This is a genomic window from Halorubrum marinum (assembly GCF_048381195.1).
In the GTDB taxonomy this organism is placed as follows: Archaea; Halobacteriota; Halobacteria; order Halobacteriales; family Haloferacaceae; genus Halorubrum.
Window position 1 is genome coordinate 357498 of the sequence record NZ_JBLWMM010000007.1, and the last position, 11874, is coordinate 369371.

An 11874-nucleotide genomic window follows, 5' to 3' on the forward strand; every position below is an offset into this window, starting at 1 on the left:
GAAGACAGACTCGCGATTTAACTCGGACGAGCCCAGACCGGCGCCGGCGCAGTCGTCACTCCTCGCCGTCGAGCGCCTGCCACGACAGCCGCGGGTTTCGTGCCGCGCCGACCTGATCGATGCGGCCGACCGCGGTGCGGTTCGGCGCGGCATCGAGCGCCTCGTCGGTGTCGTCGTACGCGAGATTGAACGCCGCGGCGAGGTCGTCGAGCGACGATCGCCCCTCGATCTCCGTCGGCTCGGTGAGCATCGCTTCCGGAACCATCTCCGGCCACTTCGTCGTCGGTGGGTGGACGCCGAAGTCGAGCATCCGCTTGGCGACGTCCGCGGCGTCGCGGTCGCCCGCGGTCGCCGCGAACTCGTGGTGGAACGGGCCGTACGGCACGTCTAAGTCGAGTCGTTCGGCGAGGTAGTTCGCGTTGAGCACCGCCTTCGCGGCCGCGTCCGCGAGCCCCTCGTCGCCGAGTCGCGCGATGTACGCGTACGTCTTCACGAGGACGAGCCAGTTGCCGGTGAACCCGTGGACCTTGCCTATCGTGTGCTCGGGGTCGAACCGCTCGTAGCCGCCACCGCCGGACTTCTCTCGGACCTGCGGGGAGGGGAGGAACTCCGCGAGTTCGTCGACGACGCCGACCGGACCGGCGCCGGGACCGCCACCGCCGTGCGGCGTCGCGAACGTCTTGTGAACGTTGTAGTGCATCACGTCGAACCCCATGTCCCCGGGGCGCCCGCGACCCAGCAGCGCGTTGAGGTTCGCGCCGTCGTAGTACAGCAGTCCCCCCGCGTCGTGGACGATGTCGGCTATCTCCGTGATGTCGCGCTCGAACAACCCGACCGTGTTCGGGTTGGTCAACATGAGCGCGGCCGTGTCGTCGCCGACGGCGGCTTCCAGCGCCTCGACGTCGACTCGTCCGTCGTCGCCGGACGGGAGCTCGACGACGTCGTAGCCCGCGGTCGCGGCGGTCGCGAAGTTCGTTCCGTGGGCCGACGCCGGAATCACGACTTCCGACCGGTCGTTACCGTGATGCTCGTGGTACGCCTTCGCGACGAGGATCCCGGTGAACTCGCCCGCGGCACCGGCGGGCGGCTGGAGCGTGACGGCGTCCATGCCGCCGATGTCCGCGAGGAATCGCTGGAGCCGGTACTGCAGTTCGAGGTTCCCCTGCACGGACCGCTCCGAGCGGTCGGGGTGGACCGCCGCGTTCGGATCGGCGGCGACGTCCTCGGTGAACTTCGGGTTGTACTTCATCGTACAGCTTCCGAGCGGATACGGTCCGGAGTCGATCGCCCAGTTCATCTGCGAGAGCCGGGTGTAGTGCCGCGCGATCTCCGGCTCCGAGGGTTCGGGGAGCGTGAGCGTGTCGCGTGTCAACTCGTCCGGCAGCGGGGACGACTCCGTCACGTCGACGGCCGTCTCGCCCTTCTCGGAGAGCAACGGTTCGTTGACGTCCTGTTCTTCGCGGGTGTACGTCGCTTGGTCGTGAATCACTCAGATCACCTCCTCGAAGGCGGCGACGAGACCGTCCGCCTGTCCGGCGTTCAGGTCGGTGACGCACACCTGCAGTAGGTGGTCGCCGATGACGTGGACGGCGAAGCCCTCATCTTCGAGATCCGCGGCGATCGCCGGCGCCGGCTGGTCGACGCGCACCGCGAACTCCCGGAGGTGGTGACGGTCGTGCACCGGCGCGATCGCGCCGTTGAGTTCGTCGAGACGATCCGCGAGGGCCGACGCCTCGCGTACGCAGTCGTTCGCGAGGTCGACGAGGCCCGAGGAGCCGAGCGTCGCCGCGTGGATGGCCGCCCGGAGTGCCACCCACGCCTGATTCGTACAGATGTTGGAGGTCGCTCGCTCCTTTCGAATGTGTTGTTCGCGGGTCTGGAGGGTGAGCGTGAACGCGCGGTCTCCGTTCGCGTCTTCGCTCGCCCCCACGAGGCGACCGGGAACCTGCCGGAGGTAGTCGTCGCGACAGGCGAAGATGCCGAGTCCCATCCCGTATGCGGTCGGGAGCCCGAGCGTCCCCGCCTCGCCGACGACCACGTCTGCGCCGACGTCGGCGGGACGTTCGAGCACCGACAGCGAGACCACGTCCGAGCCGAGCGTGAACAGCGCGTCGGCGTCGGCCGCGACGTCGCCGATTGCCGCGAGTTGTTCCTCGATGCAGCCGCGAACGGTCGGGCTCTCGGCGTACACCATCACCACGTCGTCACCAACGCGGTCGCCGAGGGCGTCGACGTCGGCGGTGCCGTCGTCCATCGGGTACGATTCAATCGTCAAGTCGGCGCCAGCGCAGTAGTTCGCCAACACCTCGCGTTTCCCGTCGCGGAGGTGCTCGGGGACGAGGACCACGTCCCCGGTGACCGATCGGACTCGGTCGGCGAGCGTCGCCGCCTCGCCGAGCGCCGTCGCCGCGTCGTACATCGAGCAGTTCGCGATCGGGAGTCCCGTCAGCTCGACGAGCATCGACTGGTACTCGAACAGCGCCTGCAGGAACCCCTGCGAGATCTCCGGTTGGTACTGGGTGTAGCTCGTGAGGAACTCGGCGCGGTCCGAGAGGTGATCGACGACGCTCGGAACGTAGTGACCGTAGTGCCCCCGACCGAGGAACTCGACGAGGTCGTCGTTGCGGGCGACCATCCGCGAGCACTCGTCCCGGATCTCTCGCTCCGTGCGCGGTTCGATACCGAATTTCCCGTCGAACGAGACGTCGTCCGGGATGTCGAACAGCGCCTCCTCGTCGTCGACGCCGATGACATCGAGCATCGCCGCGGTCTCGGCGTCGGTGTGCGGCGCGTACGGCGTGCCTCGTCCGTCGGCGTTTCGGCCGCTCATGCGATCACCTCGTACGCGCGGTGGTCCTCGCTTCGATACCCGTTCCGTTCGTCCGCACATGGATCAGTCATGGTTGTGTGTCCGATGTCGGCGTCCCGTGGATGTCGCTCGATTCAGGCGATCTGTTCGTTGTACGCGTCCGCGTCGAGCAGCCCGTCGGCTTCGCCGCCGTCCGGGTCAACTTCGATCATCCAGCCGCCGCCGTACGGGTCTTCGTTGACGAGTTCCGGTCGGTCGAACAGCTCCTCGTTGACGGCGACGACTTCGCCAGAAACCGGCGCGTACAGGTCAGAGACGGCCTTGATCGACTCGACGACGCCGAACGGCTCGCCGCCCGTGACCTCGTCGCCCACCTCGGGCAGCTCGACGAAGACGACGTCACCGAGTTCGTCTTGTGCGAAATCCGAGACGCCGATTCGAACGGGGTCGCTGTCGGTCGTCGTCCACTCGTGCGATTCCAGGTATCGTAGCTCGTCGGGAACTTCGAAGCTCATTGGTAAGGGGAGTCGTCGTGGGGCGCTCGATTCGGCATGTGAGACACCGGCTTGGTGCCGCACTGAGACCCGATCGATCGGCCGGGCGTGAGAGCGGCTCGCGGTCGAGACGTCGTCCACGACATGTGTACGTCACCCTTCTGACGAAGAGGAAATAAAAGGTATGTTCCCGGAGCCCACGCCAGAGCGACTACCGGTAACGAGACGCCGGATCTGTCGGGTCGAACCGCTCGAATCGGTTCACCATCACGTCCACCGGTCGAGCCCGGTTTGCACCTGCGACTCCGCGATCCGCTCGAAGCCGCGTTCGACCTCGTCGGGAGCGACTCCCCACTCGTCGACGACGTAGGCCCGTGCCGCCTCGACGTCCGGGTTCACCGCGGTGTCGACGTCGACGTCGGTCGCAGGGGGGTTCATGAACAGCTCGCGAACCGCACTCGCGTTCGCGATCTCGGCGTCGCGAGCGTCGAGAACGCCCCACAGATCCCCGTGTTCCCTCACGGCGTCGACCGCGGTCTTCGGTCCGATTCCGTGAATGCCCTCGTTGAAATCGGTCCCGCAGAGCATGGCGATATCGACGAGACCCTGTCGGTCCACCCCGAGGTCGGCGAGCGTCGCCGCGAGGTCCATCAGCTCCGGATTTCCCTTGCTCGTGAGCTGCCGGAGCGTCGTGGGAGCGCCGAACAGCAGCGTGTCGTAGTCCTCGCTACCGGCGTGGTCGACGGTCCCGGTCGCCGCCATGTGCGCGCACTGCGCCTCTCCCTCGGCTGGGGCCTCAACGATCGGCACGTCTAGCAGACGGAGCAGTTCGCGAGTCGTCTCCTGGATCGTGTCCGTGAGTCGCTGCGTCCGAGCCTCCAGCCGGGCCGCTTCGACGGCGTCACCGCGCTCCGCGGCGGCCGCGCGGCGTTCCTCGGCGACCTCGCGTTTCGCGCGTCTGTCCGCGACCTCGTCCGCCTTCAGCTCGGTGACCGCGCCGTCGAACACCAGCACCGGGACGAGGTCGTGTTCGAAGAACTTCGGAAGCCCCTGGACGACGCCGATCAGGTTCGCGACCTCCGTGCCGTCCGCGGTCGTGTACGCCTCGTCGGACGTCCACTTGACCGTCGTCGTGAGGTATCGATACAGCCAGTTGTGCGCGTCGACGGCGACGACGCTCCCCTCGATCTCCTCGAAGGCGACCTCGCGAATCGATGCGAGATCGCGCAAGTCCGCGTTTCCCATTACGCGATACGTCGGTCGCGTCGGTCTTAAACCATCGACCCGCGAGGCGGACCGCTCTTCCGGGCGCCGCTGTCTTCCACCCGCGCGTCGCTGTCTTCCACCCGCGTGTCGCTGCCGCCTTGTGGGGCGTTTATGTATCTCAATCGAGTACCTGCCGGTAGCGAATGGTCTCGCCGTTCGAGGTGTTGGGAGTCGACGAGGACGCCGACGACGCGGCGATCGAGCGCGCGTACCGGGAGCGGGTGAAACGGGCTCACCCGGATCAGGGCGGCACGCTCGAGGAGTTCCAGCTCGTCAGACGCGCCTATCAGGAGCTCGAATCGCGTGACCGAAACGGTAGTCGAGACGGTGACGGGGCTGATCGCGTCGACATCGACATCGGTGACGAGGACGGCACGGCCGGCGTCGACCCGGTCCGCGTGGAGTTCCTCGATTACGACGTGCTCGCCGACTACGGCTGGTCGCTCGACGACGACGACCTCTTCTCGAAGGCGTCACACGCCGACCTCGCCGACGTCGAGCACGGTCGGATCCTCGTCCAACCGGACGAGAGCCTCCTCGAAGCCGCCGAGAACCGCGGCTTCGGCTGGCCCTTTTCGTGTCGGGGCGGCGCCTGCGCGAACTGCGCCGTCTTCGTGGTCGAGGGCGAACTGTCACAGCCGGCGAACCACATCATGCCCGAAGACCTGGCGGCGCGCGGATTCCGCCTCTCGTGTAACGGGTACCCCGTGACCGACGAGCTCAAAGTCGTGTTCAACGTCAAGCACCGAGACGAACTGGACGAGCTCATCCTGCCGCCGGGGCCGTTCACGCGGCGGTGACGGGACGAAAAATACGGAACAACGGTCCGGTTCGACTAGCCGAGGAGGTACCGCATCCACGGGTTGGACCTGACGAAATCGGTCTCTTCTAACATCCTATCCACGCCGAGGATCCGACCCGCGCCCCACGCGCCGAGCCCGAACAGCAGGAGCATGTACACGAACGAGCTGTCGATGAAGTAACCGTGGTCCATCGGGAACCCTTGCATCAGCCCGCCGTTCCACGCCGCCGTCCAGAACATCGCCATCATCAGCGCCCCCATCAACGCGGCGAACCGGAAGAAGATGCCAAACAACAGCGCCAACCCGATCAGAATCTGGCCGAACACGACCATCGGATCGATGATCGCCGCGTAATCGGCGAAGAAGAGGAACAGTCCCTGAAGGGGGTTTGCGTCTGCGATCGCGTTCTGGAGGAACCCGACCGAACTCCACGCGAGCGGGTCGCCGATGCCCCCCTCGAACAGCTTCTCTAATCCGGCTTGGAGGAAGACCCACGCCATCACGACTCGTAACCCGAGCATGGAGTAGGCGAGCCACGTCTCGGAGTAGTTGAACTCGACGTTACGTCCCAGTAGCTCCGAACGGAGCGTTCGTTCCGATGGTTGCGTAGCCATAGTTGTAAGCACCCGTGCTCAACTGATTAACACATCGGCAATAAGGTATCGGTAAAAAAGACCGTATATTTATTTAAGGGAGTACGAGAAACCGGTAACGATCGGGAACGTATCCGCACGTTCCGCCGATCGAACCGCGTTCCCCGTAGGTTTCTTCAGAACGCTTCCGCGACGGCCGCGACGACGGCGTCCTCGACCGCGTCGCGCTCGCCCGAGAGGAACTCGATTTTCCCTTCCCGAAGGCCAGCGGTCGTCACGTCCGCCGCGGGCGCGAGCTCGGCGGTTCGCTTGGCGACGTCGCGGACGGAGACGTCCGCAGTCGTCCGGAGGTACAGCTCGTCGGTTCCGATGCCGACGGTCGCGTACGCCTCGCCGTCCGCGTTTCGGCGGTGGAGATCGTCCAGAAGCAGCGGCGTCGGCGGGAAGTCGTATCGGTGCGTGTAGCCGTCGGTGTCGAGCACGGCGAACTCGACCCCGTCGACCGCCTCGGTCACGACGTTCGCTGTCGCCGTCTTGACCTCGGTCTCCAGCTTCTCGCGGAACTGTTCGGAGACGTGCGCAGCGAGGTTGCCGCCGTCCTCGAAGAGCAGGTCGGCGACGAGCTCGCGCTTGTCCTGATACGACTGATAGTACGCCTCGAGGGCGATCGCCTCGCGCAGTTCGGCGACGCGCTCGACGTCGTATCCGGCCTCGTGTGCGAGGTCGGTGTATCGCTGCGGAGTGTCCTCCCAGTAGCTCACGGCGGGCAGGTGTCGGAGGTCCTCGCGAACCTCGTCGTTGACCGCGGACGCCAGCGACGCGACGAGCGCGCCGGTCGAGAGGTTCGCGTCTACCGATTCGATGTCGGGGGACACGAGGGTGTCGACCGCGTCGCGGGTCTCGGGGTCCGCGACCGCGGCGTCGACGACGACCGCGTCGACGCCGTACACGGACAGTAGGTCGATCCCGTCTGCCGACTCGACGGTGGATCCGGTGCCGACGAGCAGGAACAGCGGGAGCTTCTCGTCGTGACGGTCGCGGTCCTGTAACATTCGTGTCGCGTCGTTCGTGGCCGGGTCCATCCCGTACACCGGGTCGTCGAGCGGTCGGCGCGTGAAGTAGTGGTACTCGGCGTCGCTCTTGGCGTGTTCCGCGCGGATCAGCGGCAGGACGGCGCGTTCGACGGCCGCACCGGCGACGTAGCCGTCGGCGGTGGCCGGATGACGAACGACTATCGGCCGGGATTCGAGGACCGCACGCCGGATCGCTTCGGCGGCGTCGAGGAGCCCGTCCGCGAGTTGCGCGACCGCTTCGTCGCCGGCGAGCGGCTGGAGTCCCTCGGGCCGGGCCTCGTCGGAGAGCGCCTCGGCGAGTCGGCGACGGACCGCGTCGCCGTCGTCGCCATCGAGGAGCACCAGCGCCTCGGATTCGACCTGCACGTCACCGCGGTGGCTCTCGACCTCACCGTCGATTCGGACCACGTCACCGACTTCGACGTCCGGGTGCGCCCGGACGCCCGGCTCGACGAACGCGGCGACATCGACGATTCCCGTCTCGTCGCGGAGCTCGAACACGGTCGGTCCGCCGGTCTGTCGGACGCTGACCACTTCGCCGTCGATCCGGACCGACTCGCCAACGGTGTCCGAGAGAGTGCCGATCTCGACACGCTCACGCTCGTCGTCGGGCTCGCTCTCGGCGGCACCGGCGCGGTCGACATCGGTATCCTCGGAATGGTCGTCGGTTGCGTCGCTCTCGTCGGTTTCGCTCTCGTCGGTTGCGTCGCTCTCGACAGTCGGGCTGCTCCCGTCGTTGTCGACGGTGTCGTCGCAGTCCTCGTCGCCGTCCTCGTCGCCGTCCGTAGTGTCTGCGTCGTCTACTGAGTCCTCGTCGGTTTCTTCCGTATCTTCGGCGGCGTCTTCCGTATCTTCGGCGGCGTCTTCGGCGTCCTCCTCGGGAGGGTGTTCCGTATCGCTTTCCTGAACGAGGACGCCACGGAACTCGCGGTCTGCCTGTCGAATCGACCATCCGAGGTCGATGTTTCCGTTGTCGCGGACGCCTTTCACCTGCACGAACACCTCGTCGCCCGGCTCCCAGTCGAGACTGTCGAGGCGGCGATCGAGCTCGGAACGGTGCAACAGCCCCGTTACGCCGGGGGCGAGATCGATAAACACGCCGAACTCCGCGTAGCCGTCGACGACGCCGCGGTAAAACCGAGAGGGGACGAGTTGGCTCGGGGAATCGCCACGAAAGTCGAACACGACGTCTTCTTGATGCGGGTCACAGATGCGCCCGCCACCGTCGACATCGACGCCACAGATGATGCAAGATCCCATTTGAGTACAACCAATAGCCCAGCCCTAAAACGGTTGTCGAAACCTGCCTGAGAGCGCCGGGACGGTTGATCCCGATGAGCATGCGAGCGGCCGGAGCGCCGGAGTCACGGAGTTACACACGATCTGACAGCCTGTTACCCGACCAACGCGCGAAGCGAAGCGAGGGCGCGGTACCCGACGCCGTACCCGAGCAAGGCCGGCGGAATCCCGGCGACGAGCGTGCGAAGCGGCGTCGTTCCGTGGACGGTTCGAAAGCCGATTAACAGCAGCACGGTCGCGTACGCCCCGCAGACGACTCGGAGCTCCGGGATCGGCGGTCCCGCGAGCGCCATCGGTGAACTCGCGTACGCGACGACCTGCACCGTCTCGCTCACCCCGCCGCGGTCGCGCAGGGAGAGCCCGTCGACGAGCTCGACGCTGGCGACGATCACGGAGACCGTCGCGACCGCGGCCGTGAGATGGAGGCCGACCGGTGCCGCCAGGGCGACCACGACGAGGAACAGGATGACCGCGGAGAGCGCCGGGGACTCGACGATTCCCGGTACGACGCTCGGCTCGACACCGATCCACCCGAGGGTGAACGCCGCGGCGACGGCGACCGCAAACGTCAGCGCGGGTGCCTGATCCCCCCGGGCGACGCCGTTCGCGAAGAGCCGCCGCGGCCGAACCAGCGCCTCGATCCACGCCCGAGCGAGCCCGCGGGGGCCTCGCGCCCGACCGCCTTCCGGATCGTCGATCCACGATGTCACGGCCGTACTTCGAGCGGGCGGAATAACGGGGTTCCGGTTTCCCGTGCCGATCGGGGCTCGTCTCTTGAATATTATCTCGACTGATACGCGGCGGGTAAACGCTTATACGGGCCGTCGCCGAGTCGAACGCGAATGCACGCGTTTCGGAGCGACGAGCGAGGGTTCACCCCGATCGCCGGGACCGGCCTGCTCGTCGGTATCGTCGTGTTGCTGTTGGCGATCGTCGGAGCCGCGGTGTTCGGCCTCATCGACGGTGTCGCCCCGCCGGACGCGAAGTTCGAGGTCGAGCAGGACGGCGGCGAACTCGTCGTCGTCGCGCTCGGCCCCGACCCGGTCCCGACCGAGGAGCTGCACGTTCGGGGTGAGGACCCGAACGGAGACGTCCGGTTCGGCGCGTGGCCGGGAGACGGCGTCGTGCGACCCGGTGACCGGGTCGCGATCCCGAACGCGACCGGTAACGAGAACGTGGAGGTCGTCTGGGAACCCGTGGCGTTCGCCACCCGGGAGACGCTCGGCACCTACGACGGCGAAGGGCCCGCTATCGACGGGTGGACCGAAGAGGGGCCCGGCGCCGACCCGCTCGACGGCGGTTTCTGAGCGGCTCGACGGTCACTTCTACCCCGTCCGACGTGACCCGAACTCAGAGGGAAACCCACTCGCCGCGCTCGTCGGCCCGCTCGATCCCGTCGAGAACGCGCTGGACCGCGTAGCCGTCGGCGAACGACGGCTCGAACTCGCCGCCCTCGGCGACGGCGGAGAGGAACTCGTAGCTCTCGTGGACGAACGTGTGCTCCCAGCCGATCACGTGACCCGGCGGCCACCAGTGATCGATGTACGGGTCCGTCTCGTCGGTCACGAGCACCGTCTCGTAGCCGCGCGAGTCGCCGCGCAGCACCGCAAGTTCGTTGAGCCGCTCCAGCGAGAATTTCAGGCTCCCCTCCGACCCGTGAACCTCGATCGTGTGGTCGTTCTTGTGGCCGGTGGCGAAGCGCGTCGCCTCGAAGCTCCCCATCGCGCCCGACTCGTAGGCGACCTGTGCGGTGTAGGCGTCGTCGACGGTCACGTCGCGGTACTCCTCGATATCGTCTCCCTCGGCGTCGCCGTCGGCGTACACCGGTCGCTCGTCGACGAAGGTCCGGAGGTGTCCCGAGACGCGGTCGACCTCTCCCACCTCGTCGCCGACGAGGAAGTTCGCGAGGTCGATCGTGTGCGCGCCGAGGTCGCCGAGCGCGCCCGAGCCGGCCAGGTCGGCGTCCATGCGCCACGCCCACGGCGCCTCGGGGTCGACCAGCCAGTCCTGCAGGTACCGACCGCGGACCTGCCGGATCTCGCCGAGCTCGCCGTCCTCTATCAGCCCCTTGGCGTACCGAATCGCGGGGACGAACCGATAGTTGAACGCGGTTCCGGTCGGGACAGCTGCCTCGCTTGCGGCGTCGCGCATCGCCGCCGCCTCCTCCAGTGTCGGCGCGAGCGGCTTCTCACAGAGGACGGGAACGCCAGCCTCGATGGCCGCGATCGACGGCTCCGCGTGAACGTGGTTCGGACCGAGGTTGTAGAACACGTCCACCTCGTCGAGCGCGTCTTCCCAGTCGGTCGCGGTGTGCGAGAACCCGAACCGCTCTGCGGCGTCCGCGAGCGCCTCCTCGTCGCGCCCGACGAGCGTGTGTCGCTCGACGTCGGGCGCGTCCGGGAAGAACATCGGGAGCCGCGCGAGCGCGTTCGCGTGCGCCTTGCCCATGAATCGATACCCCAATACGCCGATTTTCAGTGGTTCTCGTGTCATTGGTGTGTCCTCGGGTTACTCCGCCCAGTACGCGTCCCCGGGCCGCGTCTCGAAGACGGCGCGGTCGAGCACGCTGACGGCCTTCTCCAACCCCTCGCGCGAGGAGGTGAGCGAGTCCTCGTGTTCGATCGACAGCGCGCCCTCGTAGCCGACCATCCGGAGCGTGGAGACGACGTCTTTCCAGTGCTCCTCGCCGTGACCGTAGCCGATCGAGCGGAACAGCCACGAGCGGTCGGGTTCGTCGGTGTAGCTCGTCGTGTCGAGCACGCCCTTCACGCGCGCGTTCGCGTCGTACACCTTCGTGTCCTTCGCGTGGACGTGGTGAATCGCGTCGTGCTCGCCCAGAAAGCGGATCGCCTCGGTGACGTCGATCCCCTGCCAGTAGAGGTGCGAGGGGTCGAAGTTCGCGCCGATCCGCTCGTTGGTCGCCTCCCGGAGCGCGAGCATCCCGGTCGGCTCGTACACGAGCATGTTCGGGTGCATCTCGATGGCGACGTCGACGCCGTGACTCTCGGCGTGCTCCGCGAGGTCGGACCAGTACGGGATCGCCACCTCGTCCCACTGGTACTCGTGAGCGTCCGCGTGCTCGGTCGGCCACGGGGCGGTGATCCAGTTCGGCGTCTCGTCGCCCGGCGCGCCCGCGGGGAGCCCGGAGAAGCAGGTGACCGTGTCGACGCCCAGCCGGTCGGCGAGCTCGATCGCCTCGCGGAGTTCGCGGTCCGCCCCCGCCGCCCGCGCGTCGTCGGGGTGGAGGGGGTTGTTATGAGTCGCCAGCGCGGAGATACGCATCTCGTGGGCGTCGAGCAGGTCGCGCAGGTCGTCCTGTGCCGCGTCGTCGCCCAGCAGACGCTGCCGGTCGACGTGGTCCTCGCCGGGCCAGCCGCCGACGCCGAGCTCGACGGCGTCGACGCCGATATCGTCGAGGTACGCGACCGCGTCGTCGATCGATTCCCCGCCGAACGGGACGGTTAACACGCCGATGTCCATGCGCGGGATTAGTACAACATCCCGAATAAATATTTGGGAAGATCCCGTCGTCCCCGA

Annotated in this window: 11 protein-coding genes; 2 read left to right on the forward strand and 9 right to left on the reverse strand. The window is 67.2% G+C overall.

Features of this window, described 5'->3' with window-relative positions:
* Nucleotides 1–55 precede the first annotated feature (55 nt).
* The 4 genes from gcvPB to fen all read right to left on the reverse strand — a co-directional run bounded on the left by gcvPB (nt 56) and on the right by fen (nt 4548).
* Nucleotides 56–1489: an aminomethyl-transferring glycine dehydrogenase subunit GcvPB gene (gene gcvPB, locus ACNSN4_RS15355; RefSeq protein ID WP_418286715.1), complete on the reverse strand. Its 1434-nt coding sequence runs from the start codon at nt 1487–1489 to the stop codon at nt 56–58.
* Nucleotides 1490–2830 carry an aminomethyl-transferring glycine dehydrogenase subunit GcvPA gene (gene gcvPA / locus ACNSN4_RS15360; protein ID WP_418286716.1) on the reverse strand — a complete coding sequence of 447 codons (1341 nt, stop codon included), beginning with the start codon at nt 2828–2830 and terminating at the stop codon, nt 1490–1492.
* Nucleotides 2831–2943: 113 nt separating this feature from the next.
* Nucleotides 2944–3324: a glycine cleavage system protein GcvH gene (gene gcvH / locus ACNSN4_RS15365; RefSeq protein WP_418286717.1), complete on the reverse strand. Its 381-nt coding sequence runs from the start codon at nt 3322–3324 to the stop codon at nt 2944–2946.
* A gap of 246 nt (nt 3325–3570) precedes the next feature.
* A complete protein-coding gene (fen, locus tag ACNSN4_RS15370) occupies nt 3571–4548 on the reverse strand; it encodes a flap endonuclease-1 (RefSeq protein WP_418286718.1) in 978 nt (325 codons plus the stop codon).
* Nucleotides 4549–4712: 164 nt separating this feature from the next.
* On the opposite strand from fen, the gene fer reads away from it, so the two are divergent.
* Nucleotides 4713–5369, forward strand: coding sequence for a ferredoxin Fer (fer, locus tag ACNSN4_RS15375; protein WP_418286719.1), 657 nt, complete (start codon nt 4713–4715; stop codon nt 5367–5369).
* Between the two features lie 35 nt (nt 5370–5404).
* Here the strand turns inward: fer and ACNSN4_RS15380 are convergent, their stop codons facing one another.
* The 3 genes from ACNSN4_RS15380 to ACNSN4_RS15390 all read right to left on the reverse strand — a co-directional run bounded on the left by ACNSN4_RS15380 (nt 5405) and on the right by ACNSN4_RS15390 (nt 9047).
* Nucleotides 5405–5986 carry a DoxX family protein gene (locus tag ACNSN4_RS15380; RefSeq protein ID WP_418286720.1) on the reverse strand — a complete coding sequence of 194 codons (582 nt, stop codon included), beginning with the start codon at nt 5984–5986 and terminating at the stop codon, nt 5405–5407.
* Nucleotides 5987–6141: 155 nt separating this feature from the next.
* Nucleotides 6142–8298 (reverse strand): DHH family phosphoesterase, encoded by a 2157-nt coding sequence (locus ACNSN4_RS15385; RefSeq protein WP_418286721.1) that lies wholly within the window; start codon nt 8296–8298, stop codon nt 6142–6144.
* Between the two features lie 134 nt (nt 8299–8432).
* On the reverse strand, nt 8433–9047 hold the full coding sequence (locus ACNSN4_RS15390; RefSeq protein WP_418286722.1) for a YIP1 family protein: 615 nt from the start codon (nt 9045–9047) through the stop codon (nt 8433–8435).
* A 132-nt stretch (nt 9048–9179) separates the two neighbouring features.
* On the opposite strand from ACNSN4_RS15390, the gene ACNSN4_RS15395 reads away from it, so the two are divergent.
* On the forward strand, nt 9180–9644 hold the full coding sequence (locus ACNSN4_RS15395) for a type IV pilin domain-containing protein (RefSeq protein WP_418286723.1): 465 nt from the start codon (nt 9180–9182) through the stop codon (nt 9642–9644).
* A 43-nt stretch (nt 9645–9687) separates the two neighbouring features.
* On the opposite strand, the gene ACNSN4_RS15400 is transcribed toward ACNSN4_RS15395, so the two are convergent.
* Both ACNSN4_RS15400 and ACNSN4_RS15405 read right to left on the reverse strand, forming a co-directional pair.
* On the reverse strand, nt 9688–10830 hold the full coding sequence (locus ACNSN4_RS15400) for a Gfo/Idh/MocA family protein (RefSeq protein ID WP_418286724.1): 1143 nt from the start codon (nt 10828–10830) through the stop codon (nt 9688–9690).
* 15 nt (nt 10831–10845) lie between these two features.
* Complete coding sequence (locus ACNSN4_RS15405; RefSeq protein WP_418286725.1) at nt 10846–11817, reverse strand: sugar phosphate isomerase/epimerase family protein; 972 nt, start codon at nt 11815–11817, stop codon at nt 10846–10848.
* Nucleotides 11818–11874 lie beyond the last annotated feature (57 nt).